General features: G+C 55.0%; 26 protein-coding genes. 20 read left to right on the forward strand and 6 right to left on the reverse strand.

The features are described from left to right. Window positions 1-65: 65 nt before the first annotated feature. The 3 genes from ACMVME_RS08320 to flgA form a co-directional block, all read right to left on the reverse strand. Entirely contained in the window at window positions 66-509 is a 444-nt protein-coding gene (locus tag ACMVME_RS08320; protein ID WP_414743409.1) for a flagella synthesis protein FlgN, read from the reverse strand. 17 nt (window positions 510-526) lie between these two features. Then, complete coding sequence (gene flgM / locus ACMVME_RS08325) at window positions 527-826, reverse strand: flagellar biosynthesis anti-sigma factor FlgM (protein ID WP_025203765.1); 300 nt, start codon at window positions 824-826, stop codon at window positions 527-529. A 72-nt stretch (window positions 827-898) separates the two neighbouring features. Then, window positions 899-1,597 (reverse strand): flagellar basal body P-ring formation chaperone FlgA, encoded by a 699-nt coding sequence (flgA, locus tag ACMVME_RS08330; RefSeq protein WP_134178642.1) that lies wholly within the window; start codon window positions 1,595-1,597, stop codon window positions 899-901. A 225-nt stretch (window positions 1,598-1,822) separates the two neighbouring features. Between flgA and flgB the strand changes: the two genes are divergently transcribed. The 20 genes from flgB to ACMVME_RS08430 all read left to right on the forward strand — a co-directional run bounded on the left by flgB (window position 1,823) and on the right by ACMVME_RS08430 (window position 20,845). After that, the gene (gene flgB / locus ACMVME_RS08335; protein WP_251858759.1) at window positions 1,823-2,257 is read left to right on the forward strand and encodes a flagellar basal body rod protein FlgB; all 435 of its coding nucleotides are present in this window, start codon (window positions 1,823-1,825) and stop codon (window positions 2,255-2,257) included. A gap of 6 nt (window positions 2,258-2,263) precedes the next feature. Further along, the gene (gene flgC / locus ACMVME_RS08340) at window positions 2,264-2,668 is read left to right on the forward strand and encodes a flagellar basal body rod protein FlgC (RefSeq protein WP_059306718.1); all 405 of its coding nucleotides are present in this window, start codon (window positions 2,264-2,266) and stop codon (window positions 2,666-2,668) included. Between the two features lie 8 nt (window positions 2,669-2,676). Then, window positions 2,677-3,384 (forward strand): flagellar hook assembly protein FlgD, encoded by a 708-nt coding sequence (locus ACMVME_RS08345; RefSeq protein ID WP_251858758.1) that lies wholly within the window; start codon window positions 2,677-2,679, stop codon window positions 3,382-3,384. Between the two features lie 23 nt (window positions 3,385-3,407). Beyond that, window positions 3,408-4,610 (forward strand): flagellar hook protein FlgE, encoded by a 1,203-nt coding sequence (flgE, locus tag ACMVME_RS08350; RefSeq protein ID WP_251858757.1) that lies wholly within the window; start codon window positions 3,408-3,410, stop codon window positions 4,608-4,610. Window positions 4,611-4,619: 9 nt separating this feature from the next. Next, window positions 4,620-5,357, forward strand: coding sequence for a flagellar basal body rod protein FlgF (locus tag ACMVME_RS08355; RefSeq protein WP_040017867.1), 738 nt, complete (start codon window positions 4,620-4,622; stop codon window positions 5,355-5,357). A gap of 21 nt (window positions 5,358-5,378) precedes the next feature. Next, a complete protein-coding gene (gene flgG / locus ACMVME_RS08360; protein ID WP_040017866.1) occupies window positions 5,379-6,161 on the forward strand; it encodes a flagellar basal-body rod protein FlgG in 783 nt (260 codons plus the stop codon). A gap of 49 nt (window positions 6,162-6,210) precedes the next feature. Continuing rightward, window positions 6,211-6,924 (forward strand): flagellar basal body L-ring protein FlgH, encoded by a 714-nt coding sequence (locus ACMVME_RS08365; RefSeq protein ID WP_025203773.1) that lies wholly within the window; start codon window positions 6,211-6,213, stop codon window positions 6,922-6,924. Between the two features lie 7 nt (window positions 6,925-6,931). Next, the gene (locus tag ACMVME_RS08370) at window positions 6,932-8,053 is read left to right on the forward strand and encodes a flagellar basal body P-ring protein FlgI (RefSeq protein ID WP_324284838.1); all 1,122 of its coding nucleotides are present in this window, start codon (window positions 6,932-6,934) and stop codon (window positions 8,051-8,053) included. After that, complete coding sequence (flgJ, locus tag ACMVME_RS08375) at window positions 8,053-8,973, forward strand: flagellar assembly peptidoglycan hydrolase FlgJ (RefSeq protein ID WP_134178644.1); 921 nt, start codon at window positions 8,053-8,055, stop codon at window positions 8,971-8,973. Before ACMVME_RS08370 ends, flgJ begins: the two co-directional genes overlap by 1 nt. 108 nt (window positions 8,974-9,081) lie before the next feature. Then, window positions 9,082-10,725, forward strand: a complete 1,644-nt coding sequence (gene flgK / locus ACMVME_RS08380) for a flagellar hook-associated protein FlgK (protein WP_251858756.1) — start codon at window positions 9,082-9,084, stop codon at window positions 10,723-10,725. Window positions 10,726-10,735: 10 nt separating this feature from the next. Next, a complete protein-coding gene (flgL, locus tag ACMVME_RS08385) occupies window positions 10,736-11,629 on the forward strand; it encodes a flagellar hook-associated protein FlgL (protein WP_251858786.1) in 894 nt (297 codons plus the stop codon). A 75-nt stretch (window positions 11,630-11,704) separates the two neighbouring features. Further along, entirely contained in the window at window positions 11,705-13,333 is a 1,629-nt protein-coding gene (locus ACMVME_RS08390; protein ID WP_047355491.1) for a methyl-accepting chemotaxis protein, read from the forward strand. 158 nt (window positions 13,334-13,491) lie between these two features. Continuing rightward, on the forward strand, window positions 13,492-14,217 hold the full coding sequence (gene fliA / locus ACMVME_RS08395; protein WP_025203779.1) for an RNA polymerase sigma factor FliA: 726 nt from the start codon (window positions 13,492-13,494) through the stop codon (window positions 14,215-14,217). Window positions 14,218-14,576: 359 nt separating this feature from the next. Beyond that, entirely contained in the window at window positions 14,577-14,927 is a 351-nt protein-coding gene (flhD, locus tag ACMVME_RS08400; protein WP_025203780.1) for a flagellar transcriptional regulator FlhD, read from the forward strand. 1 nt (window position 14,928) lies between these two features. Further along, on the forward strand, window positions 14,929-15,504 hold the full coding sequence (gene flhC / locus ACMVME_RS08405) for a flagellar transcriptional regulator FlhC (protein ID WP_025203781.1): 576 nt from the start codon (window positions 14,929-14,931) through the stop codon (window positions 15,502-15,504). An 84-nt stretch (window positions 15,505-15,588) separates the two neighbouring features. Further along, window positions 15,589-16,485, forward strand: a complete 897-nt coding sequence (motA, locus tag ACMVME_RS08410) for a flagellar motor stator protein MotA (RefSeq protein WP_025203782.1) — start codon at window positions 15,589-15,591, stop codon at window positions 16,483-16,485. Then, window positions 16,482-17,387 carry a flagellar motor protein MotB gene (gene motB, locus ACMVME_RS08415; RefSeq protein ID WP_025203783.1) on the forward strand — a complete coding sequence of 302 codons (906 nt, stop codon included), beginning with the start codon at window positions 16,482-16,484 and terminating at the stop codon, window positions 17,385-17,387. The genes motA and motB overlap by 4 nt, the downstream gene beginning before the upstream one ends. Continuing rightward, a complete protein-coding gene (gene cheA, locus ACMVME_RS08420; RefSeq protein ID WP_251858755.1) occupies window positions 17,374-19,308 on the forward strand; it encodes a chemotaxis protein CheA in 1,935 nt (644 codons plus the stop codon). The genes motB and cheA overlap by 14 nt, the downstream gene beginning before the upstream one ends. After that, on the forward strand, window positions 19,305-19,811 hold the full coding sequence (locus ACMVME_RS08425; protein WP_025203785.1) for a chemotaxis protein CheW: 507 nt from the start codon (window positions 19,305-19,307) through the stop codon (window positions 19,809-19,811). The genes cheA and ACMVME_RS08425 overlap by 4 nt, the downstream gene beginning before the upstream one ends. A 134-nt stretch (window positions 19,812-19,945) precedes the next feature. Beyond that, window positions 19,946-20,845 (forward strand): LysR family transcriptional regulator, encoded by a 900-nt coding sequence (locus ACMVME_RS08430; RefSeq protein WP_014170763.1) that lies wholly within the window; start codon window positions 19,946-19,948, stop codon window positions 20,843-20,845. Here ACMVME_RS08430 and ACMVME_RS08435 read toward each other — a convergent pair. The 3 genes from ACMVME_RS08435 to ACMVME_RS08445 all read right to left on the reverse strand — a co-directional run bounded on the left by ACMVME_RS08435 (window position 20,820) and on the right by ACMVME_RS08445 (window position 24,511). Then, the gene (locus ACMVME_RS08435; protein WP_044866318.1) at window positions 20,820-21,608 is read right to left on the reverse strand and encodes a substrate-binding domain-containing protein; all 789 of its coding nucleotides are present in this window, start codon (window positions 21,606-21,608) and stop codon (window positions 20,820-20,822) included. The two genes, ACMVME_RS08430 and ACMVME_RS08435, sit on opposite strands and share 26 nt — an antisense overlap. Then, entirely contained in the window at window positions 21,605-22,918 is a 1,314-nt protein-coding gene (locus tag ACMVME_RS08440; RefSeq protein WP_044866317.1) for an MFS transporter, read from the reverse strand. Before ACMVME_RS08440 ends, ACMVME_RS08435 begins: the two co-directional genes overlap by 4 nt. A 285-nt stretch (window positions 22,919-23,203) precedes the next feature. Beyond that, window positions 23,204-24,511 (reverse strand): serine hydrolase domain-containing protein, encoded by a 1,308-nt coding sequence (locus tag ACMVME_RS08445; RefSeq protein WP_044866324.1) that lies wholly within the window; start codon window positions 24,509-24,511, stop codon window positions 23,204-23,206. Window positions 24,512-24,524 lie beyond the last annotated feature (13 nt).

Below are 24,524 nucleotides of genomic sequence, written 5' to 3' on the forward strand. Positions count from 1 at the left end.
CCTGCTTCCCGGGTAAAAAAAAGCTCGCCAGAGGCGAGCAAAGAGGACAACGCAGACAGAATGGGTCAGATGCTGATGTTGTATTTGTGGCCGCCAGAAACCTGGCTGGATTCCCCCGCCGGGCCGTAAAGCGAACTGTTGCGCACTACGTGGTCAATCGCTTTTTGAATGTGCTGGTTCTTCTTCATATGACTCTGCAGCAGCGATTCCACCTGTTGATTGAGCGCTTTCGTGTTGCGCACTTTTTCATTGACCTGCTGCCAGCTCGAGAACAGTTTTCCGTGGCCAGGGTAGGGGGCCTGCGTGGCACTGTGCTGCTCCTGCTGGCGGCGCATGTCGTCATAATATTGAATGGTCGTCAGAAGCTGATTTTTATTGTCTGCCAGCACCTGCAGAGAAACCGGGTTTATCTGCGCACGGTTGAGCTGATTGACCTCTTCAATCATGATCGCCTCCAGTTCATCCAGAGACGTTTTCATTTGCGTGAGAATGGGATAAAGCTTGTCCATAACGGTCCTGCTTGCGGTTAAAACTGAAATATATCCTGCACCATGGCCTGCGCAATTTTCTCAGGCTCTATGCGCAGCGACCCTGTCGCCAGCGCGGTGCGGATCGCCTCGACGCGCGCGTAGTCAATATCGCGGCTGTCATCGTTCTGGATCTTTTTCGTCAGTGTGGTCAGGGTGACGTCGGTTTTGTCATCCTGACGCGGCTGCGTCACGTTAGCTGACACGTCGCCGTCCTGCGGGTGAATACGCGCGCGCAAATCCTGAGTGGGCGCGATTTTCGTAATCGGCGCAGTGTTCTGGCTGCTGGAGATGCTCATAATTGTCCTCACAGATAATGATTTTATGTGACTGATACTTCTTTCATCGGTGATTCACAAAAAACCTAAAATTTATTGTTGTGAAATAATGATGACCTGTCCTGACGAATCGACTTTCCCGCTCACGGTGCGCCCGCCAGCGGTTTTCACTTTCAGCGTCTCATCCACCGCCGCGTTGTTTAACGCCTTTCCCTGGCTGCGAATACGAAAGCCGGAGCCGGTGGTGACCAGGTCCACTGTCTGCCCGGCGCGCAGCCGCCATTGCTGTCGGAGCTGATTTTCCAGCAGCGGTTTACCGGCGACAACAGCGCGCGTCAGGCGCTGGCCCACTATTTCGTCGGGATTGAAAATCAGGCCGGCGGGCTGGTGGTCAAGATTGCCAGTGACGGGCTCAATATCGCTGCGCTGAACAATGGCCCCGCCCGGCAGACTCTGGCTGGCAATCCACCATGTGCCCTGAGCACTGAGGCGCACGGGAAGGAAGTGGCGACGAGGCCCACACTGCGCCAGCACGGTGCGTTTGCCGGTAAGGCGACTGTCACGCCCGACCAGGCTCAGTTCCGGGTTATCGCAGACGGCCTCCAGCTGCGCGGGGGTGGCGAGCAGCGAAACCGTGCGGACGATATCAGGCCCCGATTCGGGTTGCTGAATCAAGGCATCTAGCTTGAGCAACAGGCGCTGTTTTGCCGTTTGGGTTGACGGAACGCTGGCGAGGGCGGAGGCCGAACACAGTAAAACGGCTACTGTCGGGCTGAATAATCGCAACTTCATCGTATTGCCTTTATAGAGCGGGATGATAATAAAAAAGTGGATAAATTATATACGTTCCGCGAGGGGTTTTATTGAATTAAATAGTGACATCTTTGGCGGTAATTAAATTAATCATTGTTTTAACTTTTCTCTGGCTCGTTCTATTTCCCTAAATGCGCCTATTTGTGTCGGGTCTTTGCAGTGTGATATTTCACCCACGGTGACTACACTAACGCAGTTTAAATAATGCGAAGCAGGAACTCTATCGTTATGAATAAACTCGATGACGCCTTTCGCTTTCAGCAGCAGGCATTAGGTTTGCTGTCGCGCCGTCAGGATATTCTGGCGTCGAATATTGCAAATGCGGATACGCCAGGCTATCAGGCGCGAGATATCGATTTTACCGGGCAGTTAAAACAGGCCATGGAAAATAATTCGATGGCCAAATCACCGGTCTCACTTTCGTTGACGTCTCAGCGGCATATTGAAGCGAAAGCAAAGCCTTTTGATGACAGTCAACTGCTTTATCGCGTGCCGGATCAGCCGAGCGTCGACGGTAATACCGTGGATATGGATCGTGAGCGTGTGAATTTCGCGGATAACGCCATGAAATACCAGTCGAGCCTGACCTTCCTGGGCGCGGATATTAAGAAAATGATGTCAGTGTTAAGTCAGGGGTAATAAACGATGTCACTTTTTAGCGTATTTGATATTTCGGGATCGGCAATGGCTGCCCAGTCCCGACGCCTCAACGTCAGCGCCAGTAACATGGCGAACGCTGACAGCGTGGCGGGGCCAGACGGCCAGCCGTATCGCGCCCGTCAGGTGGTTTTCCGTGTCGACAACGCTGTCGGGCAGGAGATCGGCGGCGTTCAGGTGAGTGACGTGGTGGAAAGCAGCGCACCGGATCGTCTGGTCTACGAGCCGGGCAATCCGCTGGCCGACGAGCAGGGCTATGTGCGTATGCCGAACGTTAACGTCATGAACGAGATGGTCAACACCATTTCGGCTTCCCGCAGCTACCAGGCCAACGTGGAAGTGATGAACTCCGCCAAAAGTCTGCTGCTGAAAACATTAACTCTTGGTCAGTAAGGACGCATATGGCGGTCTCTTCAATTAACAACAACGATGGCTCAAGTGGCATTGGTAGCGGCAACAGCGCGGCAGATCTGTCAAATCAGTTTATGACCCTGCTAGTCGCGCAGATGAAAAATCAGGATCCCACCAACCCGATGGATAACAACCAGCTCACTTCGCAGCTGGCGCAGATCAACATGACTGCGGGCGTGGAAAAACTCAACGGCTCCGTGGCGGGTGTGCAGGCGATGATGGTTCAGCTCGGCAGCATGAGCGCTTCCTCCTGGGTAGGCCGCAGCGTGCTGATTGAAGGGGAGGCGAAGGTCTCCTTCGGCGAGCCAGAGGGCATTGGTATTCATCAGGTCGGTGCGGATCGTCCTGGCGGCTCGGACGACTTCCACTTCGTATTAGCGGGTGATGCCGAAACGGTGACCGTCACCCTGCACGACGGCGACAAGGCGTATACCGCAGAGCTGAAAAATGTGAAGAAGGGGATTAATACCTACAACCTCGACGACCTGGAAAACTTCAAGCCGGAGCCGGGGCCGCCGCATGACAGGGAATACACCCTCTCCTTTGAAGCCAGCAACCCTGAGGGGGAAAAACCGGAAGTGGTTGGTCTGGTACCGGACCAGGTGCAGGGCGTCACGATGGATCCGAACGGGCCGATTCTGCATCTGGTGAACAACGATCCGATCGGCATGGGCCAGGTTGTTGTCATTCAAAAATAGTCATTACTTTCTGGAAATTAATTATGGGTTTTTCACAAGGTCTTAGCGGTCTGAGTGCCGCAGCAAAAGCGCTGGATGTCGTGGGTAACAATATTGCCAACTCCCAGACCGTAGGGTTTAAAGCAGGCTCCGTCTCCTTCGCCGATATCTTTGCCGGTTCGACCGGGATGGGGGTGCAGGTTGCGGGCGTCAATCAGAATATGGGCGACGGCGGGCTAATGAACGGCGCCTCCGCGCTGGATATGGGGATTTCCGGTCGCGGCTTTTTCCGCATGGTCGATCAGGCGGGCAGCGTGTTCTATGGCCGTAACGGTCAGTTTGAGCAAGACCAGAACGGCTTTATCGTCAACAAAACCAACGGGATGTTTTTAACCGGCTACCAGGCGACGGACGGGGTGATCAACCCGGGCGCGCAGGTGGGGCCGATCCGCATTCCAAAGGATGACATGCCGCCAGCAGCGTCAACCGCAGGCTCCGTGACCGGCAACCTGAAGTCTGATGATAAAATTATCCCCGCGACACCGGTCTTTGATCCTGACAATGCAGACACCTACAACTATGTCAGTGAAGTCACCGCCACCGACAGCCTGGGTAATAAGCATGCAATTAAGGTCTACTACGTGCATACCGCGGAAGGGAAGTGGCAGGCACATGCCCAGGATTCCACCGCGCCGGGCACGGGTACGGATGCGTGGAGTGTGCAGACGCTTACGTTTGGGACCGATGGCAAACTTACCGCGCCGGTGACATTGAACGTCATAGGGTCCGCTTACAACGGCTCAGCAGCGCTGAATGTGAATATTGATCTGAATATTACCCAAAACGCCAGCGATACCCAGGTCATGCTCGACGAAATTGACGGTCAGGCGCCGGGTAAATTTAGTACCTATCAGGTCAGTGACACGGGCGAAGTGATTGCCATCTACGGCAACGGCAAGCGTCAGACCGTCGCGCAGGTGGTGCTGGCAGACTTTGCCAATTCGGGCGGTCTGGAACAGCAGGGCAACAACCTGTGGGCGGAAACCGTGCAGTCCGGCCAGCCGTTTCTGGGAACATCGGGCACCGGCAGCTTCGGAGATATCGATGGCGGTATGCTGGAGTCCTCCAACGTGAACCTGGGCGACGAAATGGTCAACATGATCGTCTACCAGCGTAACTACCAGTCCAACTCGCAAACCATCAAAACCCAGTCTGAGATCCTGCAGACGCTGGTTAACCTGCGTTAAGGCTGAGTGATGGATCGCGCTATCTATACCGCCATGAGTGCCGCCAACGCGGCGCTCAACCGCCAGGCGGTCACCTCAAATAATCTGGCGAACAGCTCTACCGCCGGTTTCCGCTCTCAGCTTGCTGCGTTTCGCTCGGTACCCATCGAAGGCGAAACCCTGCGTACGCGCGCGCTGGTGGCGGAATCCACCCCCTTTCACGACACCACCATGGGGCCCATCACCCACACCGGGCGCAGCCTGGACGTGGCACTGCCGCAAAACGGCTGGCTGGCGGTGGCGTTGGATGACGGCAGCGAAGGTTATACCCGCAACGGCGCAATCGAGGTGGATCAAGACGGAGCGCTCAGCGTCAACGGCCGTCCGCTAATGGGGGATGGTGGCCCACTGGAAGTGCCGCCGCAGTCACATATCACTATCGGTACGGACGGCACCGTCTCCGCGCTCGGTATGGGCGATGACCCCACGGCTCTGGTCCCTGTCGGGCGCATTAAGCTGGTCAACGCGGAAATCAATGCCCTGCAGCACGGTGACGACGGTCTGTTTCGGTCAGCCGCGGGCGATGTGCTGGCACAGGATGAAACTCTGCGCCTGACGCCGGAAGCCATCGAAGGCAGCAACGTCAGTCCGGTGCACGCGATGACCCAGATGATCGCCAACTCCCGTGGCTTTGACATGAACATGAAGGTCATTCGCACCGCCGACGAAAATGCCCAGAAGGCTAACCAGCTATTAAGCGTGAGCTAAGTTCGCGCAAGGAGTTACAACATGATTCGTTCTTTATGGATCGCGAAAACCGGGCTGGAAGCACAGCAGCTCAATATGGACGTTATTTCCAACAATCTGGCGAACGTCAATACCAACGGCTTTAAGCGCCAGCGCGCCGTGTTCCAGGATCTGCTCTATCAGAACATGCGCCAGCCAGGCGCCCAGTCCACCGAGCAGAACACCCTGCCGAGTGGTCTGCAACTGGGTACCGGCGTGCGTCCTGTTTCCACCCAGCGGGTACACACTCAGGGTGGAATGAACTCGACCGGTGACGAGTATGACGTGGCTATCGAAGGGGAAGGTTTCTTCCAGGTGCAGATGCCAGACGGCAGCACCGCCTACACCCGCGATGGGCATTTTGGCAAAAGCCCTGACGGGCAGTTAACGAATGCAGAAGGTTATCCGATCCAACCGGGCATCGTTATTCCTCAGGATGCGCAAAAGCTAACGATTGGCAGCGACGGTATCGTCAGCGTGAAAGTGCCCGGTCAGGCTGAAGAGCAACAGATCGGCCAGCTGACGCTGACCACCTTCGTCAACAACGCGGGGCTCGAAAGCATCGGCGGCAATCTCTACAAAGAGACCCAGTCTTCCGGCGCGCCGAATGAACTGAACCCAGGCATGGAAAGCGCGGGCACGCTGAAGCAGAGCTACGTCGAAACCTCCAACGTCAACGTGGCGGAAGAGCTGGTGACGATGATTCAGGTGCAGCGCGCCTACGAAATCAACAGCAAAGCGGTTTCAGCATCGGACCAGATGCTGCAGCGTCTTTCCCAGCTGTAATGTCCTCTTTCTGGCCGCACGAGCGGCCAGATATTTTATCGACACTGAAATGAAAACACTCTTAATGAATACCCCTGTCGTCGCGCGTCGTTGCGCACTGGCGGCGAGCGTGCTGCTGTTGAGCGGCTGTGCGCACATTATGCAAAACAAGCTCGTTGAAGGTCCGACGACGGCAACACCATTACCGATGGCACCGGCAGCGACCGGCGGCTCGCTGTTTCAGGCGGGGCAGGGCATGAACTACGGCTATCAGCCGATGTTCGAAGACCGCCGCCCGCGTAACGTAGGCGATACGCTGACGATCCTGCTGCAGGAGAACGTGAGCGCCAGCAAAAGTTCCTCCGCCAGTGCCAACCGTAATGGATCGGCCGGGATGGGGCTGATCGCGGTACCCACAAAGCTCAACAGCTGGCTGGGTGACGGCAAAGCGGATTTTGAAGCCGAAGGCAAAAATGATTTTTCCGGCAAGGGCGGCGCCGCGGCGCGAAACACCTTTACCGGGACGATCACCGTGACCGTAAATGAGCTTCTGCCTAACGGTAACCTGCGCGTGGTGGGCGAAAAGCAGATCGCCATTAACCAGGGCACGGAATTTATCCGTTTTTCCGGCGTGGTGAATCCGCGGTTTATCAGTGGCGGGAATACCGTGCCCTCCACCCAGGTGGCGGACGCGCGGATCGAGTATGTCGGCAACGGCTACATCAACGAAGCGCAGAACATGGGCTGGCTGCAGCGCCTGTTCCTGAACCTTTCTCCATTCTGATAAGACCATGAAAAAAGAATCTATCCTGTTTTTCCTCAGCATCCTGCTCTACGGCATGATGCTGGTCGTACCCAAAACCGCCAGCGCGGATCGCATTCGCGATCTGGCGACGGTGCAGGGCGTTCGCTCCAACTCCCTGATGGGCTATGGCCTGATCGTGGGTCTGGACGGCACGGGCGACCAGACCATGCAGGCACCGTTTACCGGGCAAAGCCTCAACAATATGCTCTCGCAGCTGGGGATCACCGTGCCGGCGGGCACCAACATGCAGCTGAAAAATATCGCGGCGGTGATGGTCACCGCCGAGCTGCCGCCGTTTGCCCGTCCGGGCGACAAGCTGGACATCGTGGTCTCCTCGGTCGGTAACGCCAAAAGCCTGCGCGGCGGCACGCTGCTGATGACCCCGCTGAAAGGTGCGGATAACCAGATCTACGCCATTGCCCAGGGCAACATCCTGATTTCCGGCGCAGGCGCGCAGGCGGGCGGCAGCCGCGTACAGGTCAACCAGCTCAACGGCGGGCGTATCAGCGGCGGGGCGACCGTCGAGCGCGAGGTGCCGAACGATTTTGCCACCCAGAGCATTGTCCGGTTGCAGCTTAACGAGAGCGATTTCTCGCTGGCACAGCAGATCAGCGACGCCATTAATCAGCGCTACAGCGGCGGGGCGGCTATCCCGGAAGATGCGCGTACCGTGCGTCTCTTTGCACCGCCGGATGGCCCCTCGCGCGTGCGTTTTCTGGCGAACATCCAGGACATTCCCCTGCGGGTGAACGTGCAGGATGCGAAAGTCATCGTGAATTCCCGAACCGGATCGGTGGTGATGAACCGCCACGTGTCGCTGGACTCCTGCGCGGTCGCGCACGGCTCGCTGACGGTAGAAGTGATGCAGAACAACATTATCAGCCAGCCGGATACACCGTTTGGTGGCGGTGAAACGGTGGTGGTGCCGCAGACGGACATCTCCGTGCGCGACAGCGGTGGCTCGCTGCAGCACGTGCGCAGCAGCACCGATCTGAACGCGGTGATCCGCGCCCTGAACAGCCTGGGGGCCACGCCAAACGAGCTGATGTCGGTTCTGCAGGCGATGAAAAACGCCGGCTGTCTGCGTGCGAAGCTGGAGGTGAACTGATGAATGCCTTCGATAAGTTCGACCAGCCCGCCTTTGACGTCCGTTCGCTGGACCACCTGAAACGGGAGGCCGGGCGGCAATCGCCCGGCGCACTGAAGGCGGCGGCGAAGCAGATGGAAGGGATCTTCGTGCAGATGATGATGAAAAGCATGCGCGACGCCACCTTTAAGGACGAACTGATGAACAGCCAGTCCGCCGAGATGTACACCGCCATGCACGATCAGCAGGTTGCACAAAATATTGCCGGGAGTGGTCAGCTCGGCTTTGCCGATCTTATCGTTCGTCAACTGGGTGGCGAGAGCGATGCGCCTGTCGTAAGCACGCCGGGACGTGATTTTTCACGTCCCGGACTTTCTTCTGTTCCGGCCACCGGGCCGCTGCGCTTGCCTGCCCCGGTGTCGTTCGCGAAACCAGTTGAAGGCGCGCATCCGTTTATCTCGCGTCTGTTGCGCCCGGCACAGGAGGCGGCAGCCCAGAGCGGGCTGCACCCGCATCTGATTCTGGCCCAGGCGGCGCTGGAGTCCGGCTGGGGGAAACGTGAAATTCCGGCCGCCGACGGCTCCCCGAGCCACAACCTGTTCGGCATAAAGGCCACCGGCGACTGGCGCGGAAAAACCACCGAGATTACCACTACGGAATACATCAACGGCGTGAAGCAGAAGGTGAAGGCGGCATTCCGCGTCTATGACTCCTATGAGCATGCGCTGAAAGACTACGCGGCACTGTTGACCAAAAATCCTCGCTATCGCGGTGTGGCGCAGTCTGCTTCACCGGAGCAGGGAGCGAAAGCGCTGCAGGCGGGGGGCTATGCGACAGACCCGGCCTACGCCAAAAAACTCATCACCATTATTCAGAAGGTGAAAGGCGATATTCAGCAGGGCGTAAATGCCTATAAAAACGATATCGACAAAATTTTCTGAAAAAGATGTTTTAGAGATTTTTTGAATCACCGATGAAATAAACAGAGTCATGAACTTTCTGGCCCGGATGCGAATGCCGGGCCCGCAATCAGGGAATATCCAGAACGTATGAATAACCTATTTAATTTAGCCAGAAACGGCATCAGCGTGGCGCAGGCTGCGATCCGGGTGACCGGCGATAACCTGACCAACGGTATGTCTACCAACTACAGTCGTCGCAACCTGATTATCGGTGAGCTCGGCGGCATGTCGACCGCGCAGGGTTTTTATGGCTACGGTGCCCGCGCCAGCGGTGTCGAGCGTGCCTATGATGCGTTTGCCAACAATCAACTGCGGGATTCGCTGTCCGGCTACGCCTCCCTGACCGGACGGATGGAGCAGCTGGCGGATATCGACAACATGCTGGCGGACGAGTCGGATAACGTCTCGGTTTCACTGGGCAAGCTGTTTAAGGATATGGCGACGCTGAGCGGTGACCCGGCGGATGGCCCGGCGCGTGCGGCGGTATTTACCTCCCTCGACGTGCTGGCGAACCGCTATAACGCCAGCGCCAAGCGCCTGTCCGGCCTTGAAAAAAGCACCAATACCCAGATTGAGCGCAGCGCCAAGGAGATTAACAGCTTCACCGAACAGCTGGCAGAGATCAACAAACAGCTGGAGCGCGTACAGGGAAATGGCACGCCGCCTGCCGATCTGCTTGACCAGCGTGACGCGCTGCTGGAAGGGCTGAGCGAGCATCTGGGGATTACCGTCACCGAGGATCAGGTTTCTGGCCGCGTGAGCGTCACGCTGGCTGATGGGCGTCCACTGGTCTCTGGCGGCACTGCGTATAAACTGCAAACCTCGCCGTCGGATGCCGATCCCAACAAGACCATTGTCTCCTACGTGGATGCTAACGGCAAAGCATCGCCGCTGGATGAAAACGCCATTACCAAAGGGCGTCTGGGTGGGCTGTTCAAATTCCGCAATGAGGATCTTACCGTCGCGCGTCAGGATCTGGATCAGATCGCCTTTATGATGGCGCACCGGATGAACGAGCAGAACCGAGCAGGATTCACCCCGGACGGTGAGGCGGGTGGCGATCTCTTCTCTCTGCCGGATATCAAAGCCATTGCGAACGCCAAAAACAGGGGTACCGATGCGCTGGATAATATCAAGGTCACTGATTTCAAAGAGGTCAAGTCGGAAAACTATGACATCAGTTTCGATGGTACAGACTGGATAGTGAAAGGGGCTGATGGTCGTACCGTCCCTCTCGATCCCGCCGCGCCACTTGGGGTATTAAAGTTTGAGGGCATCGAAATTACCCTTCCCTTCCCTTCAACTGCCGAAGCGGGGGATAAATTCACCCTTAATCCTATGGCCGGGGCCGCCGAAGGCATCAGCCGTAAGATAACCAATGGCCAGGAGTTTGCGGCATCTGACGACGCTGCGGGTGGCCCGGGAAATAACAAAAATCTCCAGGAAATGCTGAAAATCCAGGAGGAGGCGCTGATCGGCAACGACACGCTGAGTGCGGCCTATGCGAGCCTGGCGGGCAAGATCGGTGAAAGCGCCCGCGAGGTGAAATCCTATGCCAGTAGCGCCGAAAGTGATTTACGCACCAAATTTGACACCAAACAGGCACTCTCCGGGGTCAACATGGATGAGGAATATATCAACCTGGACATGTTCCGTCAGTACTACAACGGTAGCGCGCAGTTGCTGAAAACGGCAACCGCCATGTTTGATGCCCTGCTGGCCATCCGATAAGGAAAAGATGATGCGATTAAGTACGCTTTATATGTACAAGCAAAGTTCGGAGTCGATGACAAAGCGCATGAGTCAGAGTAACGACGCTTATCTGCGGATGTCAGCAGGTAAAACGCTACTCAAAGCCTCAGACGACCCGACCGCCGCAACCGATGCGGTAAAACATCAGGACGCGCTGGCGAAGCTTGAGATGTACAGCAGCGTGCGCTCCCGCGCGCGCAGCGCACTGGAGTTTCAGGACAATATTCTGAACGGTGTCGGTAATCTTATGACAACCACCCTGAAAGAAAAAATCATTGCGGCAAAAAGCGATACCTATTCTGCTGAAGATCGTCGGGCACTGGGTGAAGAGATAAAAGGGATCCGCGAAAATCTGCTGGATTTAGCAAACAGTCGTGACAGTAGCGGTCGCTATATTTTCTCCGGATTTAAAACCGATACGCCCGCGTTTGATGAAGTCGGTAATTATCGTGGGGGTAATGAAGCGCGCACACAGACCGTTTCCGATGGAACGGAAATGCAAACGGGCCATCTCGGCGATGAGATATTTGATGATATTTTTAGGGTATTGAACGATGCCGTCGCCGCATTAACGACGCTGCCGGATGATCGGGACATGTTGGATGCGGCACTTAGCGCCGCCAGCAACGCCATCGATGCGGGTATTGACCGCCTTGGCAAAGCCCAGGCCGAACTGGGGACGAACCTGCAGCAACTTGACGCGCTGGATCTCACCGGAGACGTGTTGATTAACGACACCATTGTCAAAGTGCAGGATGCCATCGGCGCCGATACCAGCATGCTGGTGACGCTGGTGTCGGAGTCACAGATGTCCGAGCTCGCCTTTAATGCCTCTATGTACGTCTACAAAAATATGCAGAAGATGACTCTGTTTAATATGTGAGTACATAACTGTTTAATTCACTTTTCTTCAGGCGTCGCCGCGTACGATGAATTCGTGCGCGGCAGGTGAAAATCTATGTTAACAAAACTTAAAATCTATACCGCAGTCAGCCTTATTATTGGGCTGTTTGCTGCCTTGCTGTTTGGTATTACCGTCTATTCAGTTTATGACGCCGTCAAAAATAACAATAATTTTAAACGTATTGTTGTCGCCTCTGAAAATAACGATCAGATGCGTGATGCGGTCTATAACATCAGCGCCGTAATGGCCAACACCAACGGCTTAATGCTCCAGGCTGCGATGGGTAATCCGGTCTCGCAGAACGTGACGACCCACACGCAAAACGTCGTGAAATTTGCTCGCCGGAATATGGATGACTTTATGGCATCGCCGTTCAATACGCCGGAGGAGAGTCGTCTTGCGGCGGAAGTGAATGCGGCGTTTAACGAAGTCTACAAAGCGGCAGAAGCGAAGCTTGGCTACCTGAACAATCCGACAGGCTATACCGGCTCACTGGAGCACGACATGAACCTGCGCACGGAGTTGCGTAATAAGGTTGAGCAGTATACGGATGCCAGTGCCCGCCTGAATGAAAGCTATATTCATGAATCAGAGCGTGGCTACAAGATTATGCTCGGCGTTGGGCTGGTCGTGATTCTGCTCGGTGTGGGAATGCTGTTTGCCGTTCGCTTCTGGCTGCGCAATACCCTGGTCCGTCGTATGGAAACCACGGTGGAGACGCTGCGTCGCGTGGCAGCGGGCGATCTGAGTCAGGCGATCGAAAGCGGAAGCCAGAATGAAATTGGCAGCATGTTGTCCGAACTGGAAACGATGCGCACTTCCCTGACCAGCACCATTCTGGGCATTCGTGAAAGCGTGCAGCGCATTCACAGTAACGCCCAGGAAATTGCCCACGGTAATAACGATCTCTCTTCCCGTACGGAAGAGCAGGCGGCCGCGCTGCAGGAGACAGCGGCCAGCATGGAGCAGATCAAAACTACCGTGCGTCAGAATGCCGATAACGCGCATGCGGCCCGTGAGCTGGCGGAAAGCGCCAGTACCAATGCCCATAACGGTGGCGAAGTTATGCACAGTCTTGAGCAAATCATGGCGCAGATCACCACCAGTTCCCGACAGATTGCCGACATTAACGGCGTGATCGACAGCATTGCGAACCAGACCAATATTCTTGCCCTGAACGCGGCGGTAGAAGCAGCACGCGCCGGTGAACAGGGGCGTGGTTTTGCCGTGGTTGCCGAAGAGGTGCGTAATCTGGCTAAACGCAGCGCGGACGCTGCCAAAGAGATTAATCAGCTCATCAACACCAGCGTCAATAATATTGATACCGGTTCACGCCAGGTCGGGCAGGCCAGTAACGTGATGCAGGAAATTGTGACATCGGTGGCGCAGGTAACCCAAATTATGGGCGAGATCACCTCGGCATCTGATGAACAGAGCGCGGGGATTAATCAGATTTCGCAAGCGGTAAATGAAATGGATCTGGTGACGCAGCAAAATGCCGCGATGGTTGAAGAGGCGGCCCTCGCCGCCGGTGATCTTGAAGCACAATCTGATTCCCTGGAAAAACTGGTCTCACAATTCAGGCTGAATGAAGGCAGTGCCGCTGCAAAAGTATTGCCTGTATCCAGTAAACCACAGCGTCAAAAAGATGATTCTGCTCTTGCGCAGTGGGAAACCTTTTAAAGAGATGAAATACCGCCAGTATTAACGCCTTATTCATTGTCTGGGCGTGATATTAAATGAAGTAACGGAATGCGCATTTTTATAAAGGCTTATTGCACTATTTGAATGATTAATTTCACCGGATAATTCTCTGAGAGAATAGCGGGTGGAATGCAATCGTGGATGGTATATATACAGCCGAAGGGCTGGAAGACAAAACAGTCGTCTGGTCAAAATATCATTATCTTGTGCGGCAGGAAGCATTGCGTCTACATAAGCGGCTTCCTGCCAGCGTGGAGCTGGATGATTTGATTCAGGCAGGTTCGATGGGTTTTTTAAATGCGGTAGAAACCTTCGATCCGAAAAAAGGGATAGCGCTCAGCGCGTGGATAACACAACGCGTAAAATGGGCATTGTTAGATGAGTTGAGAGAAAGTGACTGGGTCCCGCGACGGGTAAGAACGCATACGCGAGAAATTGTCAGTATTATTCAACAAATCGAGCAGGAAAAAGGGGGGGAGGCCACCGAAGCGGATATTGCCGGGCGTATGGGCGTGTCGCTAAAAGAGTTTCAGCAAATGTTGGCGGATAATAACAACAGCCAAATGTATTCTGTCGATGAGTTACAGGAGAATTTTGCCGACAGCTGGGAGTCCTGCGGCGATGAAAACGAGTCGCTTAATCCTGTCCATCATGCTGTCAGGCAAAATTTAATTGAGCAAATTACAGAACATTTGCAGTACATACCTGAACGAGAGCAGGTCTTACTTCAGCTTTATTATCTTCAGGATATGAACATGAAAGAGATTGGGCTGGTGTTCGGCATCACGGAAACGCGTGTGAGCCAGTTGCACAGTCTGGCACTCAAAAGATTGAGAAGCCGGATGGAATCGTCTTCAAGATAAAGGTGTATTTGAGTATTCACAGTTTTAATATGTTAAAGCCTGCGGGATGTGCAGTGATTATCAGGTTTAATAACGTTTAACAAAGGTATTAATCTTATGTTAATCATGTAGTTAACATCAATTCGATGATTTGTGGCGATTTCTGTCGCTTGTTCGAAAAATACTTAATGTTTATGATTTTGCCAGTTTTGTGATGCAGCCTCCTTTGGCATTGACAAGGTAATAACGCATTTTCTGAAGAACACAGATTTACTTCAGTGAATATCAATACCAAAAGACTCTCTGCATCAGTTCGGTAGTTTTATATCTCTAAACTGACATGCCATTTATTGGCTGGATAACATTGGGAGTTTTCACCTGTGTCCAATTTCGACGAGTATCTGCAGAATATCCATGACATCAACCTGTCCTATTTGCTGCTGGCACAGCAGCTTATTCGCCAGGATAAATTTGCGGCCGGTTTTCGCCTCGGACTGTCCGAGGGAACCATTGACAATCTTAAAGAGCTTTCGTTGCCGCAGTTAATGAAACTGGCAACAACGAATCAGCTTATTTGTCGTCTGCGCGTGGACGATGAAGTTGTCATTGAAAATCTCACCAAAGATTCTCGTATTGAAGCGCTACAACAGATTCACACGGGCATTATTTTGTCGACCAATCTTCTGAATGGGCTTAGCGAAGAAACTGCGGCTGCAGCGGAGGAGGCGTAATATGTGTGGTGAAAAAAGTCTGCTGCAGGAAATTGATGAAATCAACATCGCGATGGGGTTAATTTCACTCGGTGCAAGAATGCAGGTACTGGAATCTGAAACGTCGCTGAGCCGCCGTCGTCTTTTACGATTATATAAAGAGTTGCGTGGTTGTCCGCCGCCGAAAGGCATGCTGCCCTTTTCGGAGGACTGGTTTATGTCCTGGGAACAGAATATCCACTCATCCATGTTCTACAACATTTATCTGTATCTGAAAAAGACCGAGCAGGGCCGTTCAATTGAAATGCTGATGAAGACCTATCGTCTTTATCTTGAGCAATGTAGCACCTGTGCGGATGAGAAGCCGGTCCTGGGGCTGACGCGTGCCTGGACATTATTACGTTTTATCGACTGCGGCATTATTTCCCGCAAAGCCTGCAGTACGTGTGGCGGCGGTTTTATCGTTACCACGGAATTTATTAAAAATCCATTTACCTGCAGTTTGTGCAGCCCGCCATCGCGTGCGCTTAAAAAATCCCAGGTGAGCCATTCCGGGTTGCGTGGAACCTTTGCCGCCCCGGAAATCATGACGGCGTAAACCTGAACGGCGGCTATGCGCAAGATGGCGTTTACCTGATGCCGGGATGACCGGCATCGGTCGAATAAAGTTAAAGGAGAGAGTGTGTTAGTTATTGTTGGCTATCTTGTTGTCATACTGACCGTTTTTGGTGGTTTTATCCTTTCCGGCGGCAATATTATGTCGCTGTTCCAGCCGCTGGAGCTGCTGATTATCGGCGGTGCCGGGGTCGGTGCCTTTATCGTCGGCAACAACGTCAAATCACTCAAAGCCACCGGCAAAGCGCTGGTGAAATTGTTTGTCGGTAAACGGTACAACAAAGCGGTCTATATGGACCTGATGGCGTTAATGTTCCTGCTGCTGTCGCAAAGCCGTGTTCACGGGCTGATGTCACTTGAGAAGGACATTGAAGATCCGCAGAACAGCGACATTTTTAATGCCTATCCGCGCCTGATGAGCGACCCGATGCTCAGCAACTTTATCCTCGACTATTTCCGCCTGATGATTGGCGGCAGCATGAATTCACACGAAATCGAAGCCTTAATGGATGAAGAGATCGAAACCTGTGAAGAGGAGCTGGAAGTCCCGGCACACAGCCTGAATACCGTGGGCGACGCGTTTCCGGCGTTTGGGATTGTCGCAGCGGTGATGGGGGTGGTGAACGCCCTGGGGTCCGCCGATCGCCCTGCCGCAGAGCTGGGAATGTTGATTGGCCATGCGCTGGTGGGTACCTTCCTCGGCATTCTGATTGCCTATGGCTTTGTGTTACCGCTGGCAACGCTGCTGCGCCAGAAGAGCTCCGATCAGGTCAAGATTTTACAGTGTATTAAAGTGACGTTGCTTTCCAGCCTGAACGGCTATGCCCCACAAATTGCTGTGGAATTCGGCCGTAAGACCATTTTTACCAGTGAACGTCCGTCGTTTGAGGAGCTGGAGGAGCACGTTCGTGAGGTGAAATCCAACGCCACGCTGAAAACCAAATCGGCGGACAACGCAGCATGAAAAACGTCACGCCTGTCATCATTTCACGTAAGCGCAAAAAGAAAAAACACGCGCACCACGGCGGGACGTGGAAGATTGCCTATGCGGACTTTATGACCGCCATGATGGCCTTCTTTCTGGTGATGTGGCTGCTGGCGCAGTCCACGGACATGGAGAGAGAGCTGATTGCCGATTATTTCCGTATGCCGATCAAGCCCTCCATGTCCAATGGCAATAAAACCAGCCTGAGCGACAGCGTCATCCCCGGCGGCGGGGATGACATCCTCAAGCAGCAGGGGGACGTGTTTAAAAGCCAGATCAACGCCCTCGATAAGCATAAGCGCTTTGAAAGTCTTCAGCAGGCCAAAGAGAAGCTACAGCGGATGATTGAAACGGATCCGCGGCTTAACAATTTTAAGTCAAATATCCTGCTGAACCTCACCAACGACGGGCTGTTGATTCAGATTACGGACTCGCAGGATCGCCCTATGTTCCGCGTGGGAAGCGAGCTGCCAGAATCCTATATGAACGGGATCCTGCAGGCGCTGGTGCCACTACTTCAGGAGTTGCCCAATGCGCTCAGCCTGACGGGACATACCGACTCGCTGCCGTATGCCGGCGGTGAGGGAGGATACAGTAACTGGGAACTCTCCGCCGGACGTGCTAACGCGGCCAGGCGCGTGCTGGTTCGCGCCGGGTTGAATGACGAGCGATTTCTGCGCGTCATTGGTACCGCCAGCCGCATGCCGCTGGAAAATACGTCTCCTGACAGTGCGGTGAACCGCCGAATCAGCATCCTGATCCTCAGTCGTTCAAAAGAGCAGGCGATCCGTCTGGAAGATACGCAGTCACAGCGTGCAGAAAGCGTGCTGAGCGACGTGAATCTGCAAAACGTGCAGGGTTATACCGATGGACATGAATGATTTCTCGCAGATCTTCTTTACCGAAGCAGAAGAACTGCTTGCTGAAATGGAACAGGAGCTTTTACAGCTCGATGTTGCTTCTCCCGACCAGGAGCAACTGAACGCCATTTTTCGCGCCGCGCACTCACTGAAAGGGGGCGCAGCCACCTTCGGTTTTAGCGCATTACAGGAGACAACGCACCTTCTCGAGAACTTGCTCGATCAGGCGAGGGCCGGTGAGCGCGCGTTGAGCCGGACGATCGTTAACCTTTTTCTGGAATGTAAGGACATTATGCAAGCGCAGCTGGAAGCCTATCAGTCTTCGCAGGAGCCTGATGAAGCAAGCTTTCGCTATATTTGCGAGGCTTTAAGAGAGATCGCGCTGGACAGTAAAGCACCCGTTGCGCCAGCCCCGGAACCCGTCCCGCAGGTGGGGGCTGGCGAAGACGTCGCGCTACTGATAACGCTCAGTAACGTGGATGCCCACGAGCAGGCGATGTTACGTGAAGAGCTAACCCATATCGGGGAGCTGGTGGCCGCGGAGGCCAGCGCGGACAGCCTGACGGTAACGCTGATGACCAGTGCGTCGGCCGACGACATCACTGCCGTGCTTTGCTTTGTGCTGGAGGCTGAACAGATTAAGGTCACACCAGCCGCTCAGACGCAAGCCATTGCGTCGCCGCCTGTTGCGGAAAATCCTGCGCCTGCCCCGGTGGTCAGAAAAACCACCGCGGCGCCTCGTGCGGCAAATCAGGAGTCGGGTAGCATTCGTGTGGCGGTCAGTAAAGTCGATCAGATTATTAATCAGGTCGGCGAACTGATCATCACACAGGCCATGCTCTCGCAGCTATCGCGAACGCTCGACCCGGCCAGCTACGATCTGCTTTCCGGCTGTGTTGCGCAGATGGAGCGCAATACCCGCGAGCTGCAGGAGTCGGTGATGTCAATCCGTATGATGCCCATGGATTATGTCTTTAGCCGCTTCCCGCGACTGGTGCATGACCTCGGGTCCCGCCTGAATAAACAGGTTGAACTGACGCTCAAGGGCGGCTCCGCCGAGCTGGATAAAAGCCTGATTGAACGCATTATCGACCCGCTCACGCATCTGGTACGTAACAGCCTGGACCATGGCATCGAAGAGAAAGAGATGCGCGTGGCCAAAGGGAAATCTGAGGTCGGGAATCTGACGCTGTCGGCTGAGCACCATGGTGGCAACATCGTGATTGAAGTCAGCGACGACGGCGCAGGACTTAATCGCGAGAAAATTCTCGCCAAAGCACGTGCCCAGGGGATGACGCTCAGCGACTCAATGAGCGATGAAGACGTGTGGATGCTGATTTTTGCCGCCGGTTTCTCGACGGCAGAAAGCGTGACGGACGTCTCCGGGCGCGGCGTTGGCATGGACGTGGTGCGACGAAATATTCTGGCGATGGGCGGGCACGTCGATGTGCTTTCCACGCCGGGCACGGGCACCACCATTCGCATTATTCTGCCGCTGACGTTGGCAATTCTCGACGGCATGCTGGTGAAAGTGGGTGACGAGATTTATGTCCTGCCGCTGGGCGCGGTAATGGAGTCGCTCCGTCCGAACGAAGAGATGCTGTGCCGCTTTGTCGGTGAGGAACGGTTGTTGCAGGTGCGCGGTGAGTATCTGCCACTGGTTCTGCTGCGCCAACGGCTTAGCGTGGCGGGAGAGGTACCCGCCGATGACGGCATTGTTGTGATCGTACAAAGCGCGGGCTGCCGCTATGCGCTGTGGGTTGACCAGCTTATTGGTCAGCAGCAGGTCGTGGTGAAAAATCTTGAACAGAACTACCGCAAAGTTCCGGGCGTCTCAGCGGCAACCATCCTTGGCGATGGCAGCGTGGCGCTGATCCTTGACGTGGTTGAACTCTCAACGCTCAACGTTCCACAACCCCGAAGGGAGGGGGTAAAAGCATGACCGTAGCAACCGCCACAAAACCGACCAGTACCGATGCCATTGCTCAGGAGTACCTGGTATTCCGCCTGGGAGACGAAGAATATGGCATCGATATTTTGAAAGTGCAGGAGATCCGCGGCTGCGATCGCCTGACGCGAATTCCAAACGCGCCAAACTTCATTACCGGTGTAACCAATCTGCGCGGCGTGATTGTCCCGATCGTCGATTTGCGCGTGCGGTTTGATCTGCCCGACCCCTCGCAGGATGAAAGTACGGTCGTGATTGTGCTTAATCTCAACGATAGGGTGGTGGGCATTGTTGTCGACGGCGTGGTTGATGTTCTGTCGATGGGCGTCGAGCAGATTAAACCGACGCCGGACGTGGCCTCGGTGCTGTCCGGACGCTATCTGCTTGGGCTGGGCGTACTCGATACCCGCATGATTATTCTCGTCAATATCGAAATGCTCCTGAGCCGGGAAGAGATGGAACTTGTCGACGCCGTCACTGAGTCGTTTGCCGGGTGAAGTCCCTGACGCAAAACGCCAGAGAACAGCCTGGCGTTTTGCCGCTGTACGTTAGGTTGAAACGTTAAGGGCCTGTTAAAATGTGCGTCAACCCGTCATGATGATCGTCATCAAAACGGAGAGATGTCGATACTATGCCCGTAAATTTTGACCTTAACGATCTTTATGCTTTCAGAGCGTTAGTGGAATACGGCAACTTTCGGGTTGCTGCTGAATCTATCTGTTTGTCCCCGTCAGCACTGAGCCGCAGGATTGAAAAACTGGAAGCGGCGCTGGGAGCGAAGCTGTTTGACCGGACCACCCGCCACGTGGCTCTGACACTGTACGGGCAGAACTTTGCTGAACGTTCAGCGCAGTTGCTCGATAACGTTGAGTCCATGCTGGCTGATATTGATAAAGTGAGTGAAGAGCGGACCGGGCTGATTACCGTCGCTACGGTACCGTCTGCGGCCTATTACTTTATGCCGGATGTCATTCGTCGCTTTCAGTCCCGTTATCCGCGTGTCCGGATTAAGCTCATCGACAGCAGCGCGGGGAATGTCATTGACGCGGTTGCCCGTAGCCAGGCGGATTTCGGGATCTGTTTCGCCGGGAGTTTGCCCTCTGAAATCGAGTTTTTCCCCCTTGTGGAAGATAGCTATGTCGCCGCGTGCAGGCGCGATCACCCGCTGGCAAAAAAGACTCACCTGACGTGGCAGGCGTTTTATCAGCAGGACTATATCATCCTCGACAAAACGTCAGGCAACCGTAACCTGCTCGACCGGATGCTGGGGGATATCGTGCCTGCGCGTCCCAGCGTTTGCGAAACGCGCCATGTGACCACGATGCTCGGTATGGTAGAGGCGGGCATCGGCATTGCTGCCGTGCCCGCCATGTCGATGCCGACGTCAGAGCACTCGCTACTGACGTCTGTCCCGCTCGTGGCACCGGAGGTGAAACGCACTGTGGGGCTGATTCGACGCCGGGGGCGTATCCAGTCTTACATTGCGGCTGAACTGGAAAAACACATTACTGAGCAGTACCGCGGGACGTGACGGGGCTCATCCCCGTGTCGCGAATCACGGCGCTGGACTGTGTCGAGGAAAGGTAATCCAGCAGCGCTTTCCCTTCGCCAGGATGGTCGGCGTGGCGGGTCACGGCGCCAGCAAAGCGGGTGATGTATTGCAGGTTGTCCGGGAGTTTGCCAACAAACGTCACCCCTGGAATCGGCAGCAGTTCGCTGACCTGCTGGAAACCTACCGCGTATTTCCCTTTCGCCACTTCTTCGGCGACGGGGATGCGCTCAACCTTCGTTGCTTTACCCATCGCCTCTTTTTCAATCCCCAGCGTTTTGAACAGCGTCTGGCTGACGTATCTGCCGCTGGCGCTGTCGGAGTAGGCGATGGACTCCGCCTGAAGCAGCGTATGGCGAAGTTTTGCCTCGTTACTGATATCCGGGACGTCTGCGCCTTTTTTTACCACCATACCGACAGGGGAGTCCGCAAGTTCCGTGCGCGAGCCAGGCTGAGTCAGGTTGTCCTTTTCAAGTGTTGCCAGCGCATCGCCCACCATGATCACCACGTCGGCTTTTTCCCCGCGCGCAAGCCGGTTAGGAATTGCCTGCGGAGTCGTTCCCATAGACGGGCCGGGAATGAGCACAATGTTATCTCCGGTCTGGCGTTCATATTCCGGTGCCAGCTTTTCAAGGGCGGCTTTAAAACCGCCTGAGATCATGACCGTCACCTCTTTCGCTGCGGCACTGAAGCTCAGGATGGTCAGTATCAACGCGCTGGTGGTCAGTCGAGGAATCAGTCTCATGCCGCCCCCTCTGATTTCACGGTATTTTGCAGCGTCACTGCACGACGACGGTACAGGTAGAGCGTTGCCAGCAGGGCGCATACCGCGGCGAAACTCATCCAGTAGCCGGGAGAGGCTTTATCCCCGGTATATTCAATCAGCGCGGTAGACATTACCGGCGTGAACCCCCCAAATACCGCCGTTGCCAGACTGTAGGCTAGAGAGAACCCCGCCACGCGAACTTCAGAAGGCATGATCTCCGTGAGCGCCGGGATCATCGCACCGTTGTACAGGCCATAGAGGAAAGAGAGCCACAGCAGGACGCTCAGCATCATTGAGAAGCTCGGTGCCTGCGCCAGCAGCGTCAGTGCCGGGTAGCTCGTCGCCAGAGCCAGCAGCGTCATGGCGATAAGCACCGGTTTACGCCCAAAGCGGTCCGACAGCGCACCGCCTACTGGCAGCCAGATAAAGTTGGAAATTGCCACCAGAAGCGTGACCAGCAGGCTGTCCGAAGCGCTGAGCATCAGCACTTTTTTCCCGAAAGTCGGCGCGTAAACGGTGATCAGATAAAAGGCCGTGGTGGTCATTGCCACCATCAGCATGCCGGCAATGACCACCTGCCAGTTACCGAGCAGGGTTTTAAAGACCTGATGCATCTCCAGATGATGGCGGCGTGCGTTGAACTCCTCTGTCTCTTCCAGCTTGCGGCGCAGGAAAAAGATAAACGGTACGATTAAACAGCCGACCAGGAACGGGATACGCCAGCCCCATTCACGAATGGCGCTCTCTGCCATCAGCGCATTCAGCGCAAAACCCATGGCTGCCGCAACCATAATCGCGACCTGCTGGCTGCCGGACTGCCAGCTGGTGTAAAAACCTTTGCGGCCAGGCGTGGCAATTTCTGCCAGATAGACCGATACGCCACCCAGCTCCGCTCCGGCAGAAAACCCCTGCAACAGTCGGCCAGTCAGAACCAGTAACGGTGCCCACAGACCTATGCTGTGATAAGACGGAATAAGCACGATCAGGAAGGTACCCGCCGCCATAATCGACAGGGTCACGATGAGTCCTTTTCTGCGCCCAACCTTGTCGATATAGGCACCCAGTACGATTGCCCCGATGGGGCGCATTAAAAATCCTGCGCCGAAGACGGCAAACGTCATCATCAGGGAAGCAAATTCACTGCTCGCCGGGAAAAAGGTATGCGCGATGTAGGTCGCATAAAAGCCGAAGAGGAAGAAGTCGAATTGCTCGAGAAAGTTGCCGGACGTCACGCGAAGTATCGCGCCCGCTTTCGAGCGAACGGTTGCAGTTGAGGTTGAGGAAAACATGGTTATCTCCAGTTTATTGTTGACGTTTTGCTCGTCTGTTTCTGAAAACTGGATCAAGAACCCCAAATTTATAAGCGCAATTAATACATGGACTGATGCATTTAACGCATCAATAGCGCGTGGTCGATCGGGAGTGATTGTCGTAACAACAACTTAACAATTAATTGATTTTTTATTCACCAGTTTGGGTAAGTCACTGATATTGCCGTTTTGTGACATCGCGCAGAGGCACCCTTGTTTGCAGCGAATACAAAAGCCAGGCGATGCCTGGCTGTTAACGATGACTTACCGCAACGCGTTGGCAATCGCACTGAACATCAGTGAGGCTTCCAGCGGCTGAGCGCTAAACGACGGTTCGGCCTGCGGCCAGGTGGACCACTGAACGATCACCAGATTTTCCGCCTGGTTTACCATGATCATCTGCCCAAAGATCCCCAGCGCCCAGAGCGAGCCTTTCAGCGACTCATTCGCCGCGGGCACCACCTTCGTGGCCGTGACGGGCACTTCGTTGTTCCACCACTGATAGCCGTACAAGCCGGTCGGGTGTGCGTCAGAGACAGAGCCATCAGCCTGCGTCCAGCGTGAGGCGTCTTTCACCCAGTTGTCAGGCAGGATCTGTTTGCCATTCGATAGTGTGCCGTTATGCAGGATAAACTCCCCGAAGCGTCCCCAGTCTTCCAGCGTGGCGTTAAAGCCATGCGCGCCGACATCATGCTGACCTTTACGGTAGGCATGCCATACACCGTCGCTCGCCATGCCGTACGGCTGCCAGATGCTCTTCTCAAGATAGGCGGCCAGGGTCATGCCCGTTGCACGCTCAAGCACGTCACCCAACAGCCAGGCGCCACCGGAGGAGTAAGACCAGTGCTGGCCTGCCGGGTGTTCGCGTTTCAGCCCGGACACCAGCTTACGCACGCAGTCATAGGTGCCTGGTTTCGCTTCGCACTCGGTGAGCTGTGCGAAATCGGAGGCGGGATTGGTGTAGTCTTCGTTCCATGCCACGCCGGAGGTGTGGGTGATCAGCTGTTTTAACGTCACACCGTCCCAGGCGGTGCCTTTCAGGTCTGGCTCGTATTGCGTGACCAGGTCGTCGAGTGAGCGAATTTTTCCCTCTTTGAGAGCCACGCCAACCAGCGTTGAGACCACGGATTTCCCGACCGAACGGGAGGTCCAGAGCGTCGTATCCGTATTGCCTTCGCCGAGATATTTCCACGCGATTTTGCCGTCTTTCAGTACCAGCATGCCGCTCACGTTCTGACGTTTCAGGTAGTCCTGCAGGTTATAGGTCTTGCCGTTGACCTGATAGCGGGCGTCAGTGAGCGGTTTCTCTGCGCTGGGCAGCGGCGTGGCGTTGCCGTGATGGAACACATCTCCCGCGTAGTTGCGGTAGTCATTTCGAAAGCCGACCACGCGATCCGCCTGGCTCCAGGTGAGCATCTTGTGCGTGTCAGGAAGCTGTTTGTCGAACGGAGCAGGGCAGGTGTTCAGGTCAGTACCGTCGCAGGCCGCCAGCGCGACAGGCGCAAACAGACCGCTGCACAGGCTAATTACAACGCCCGCCAGCAGCGTGCGGTTCAGTGAAGGATAATTCATCATTTTTCTCGCT

The organism is Enterobacter cloacae complex sp. 2024EL-00711 (assembly GCF_047529885.1).
Lineage (GTDB): Bacteria > Pseudomonadota > Gammaproteobacteria > Enterobacterales > Enterobacteriaceae > Enterobacter > Enterobacter ludwigii.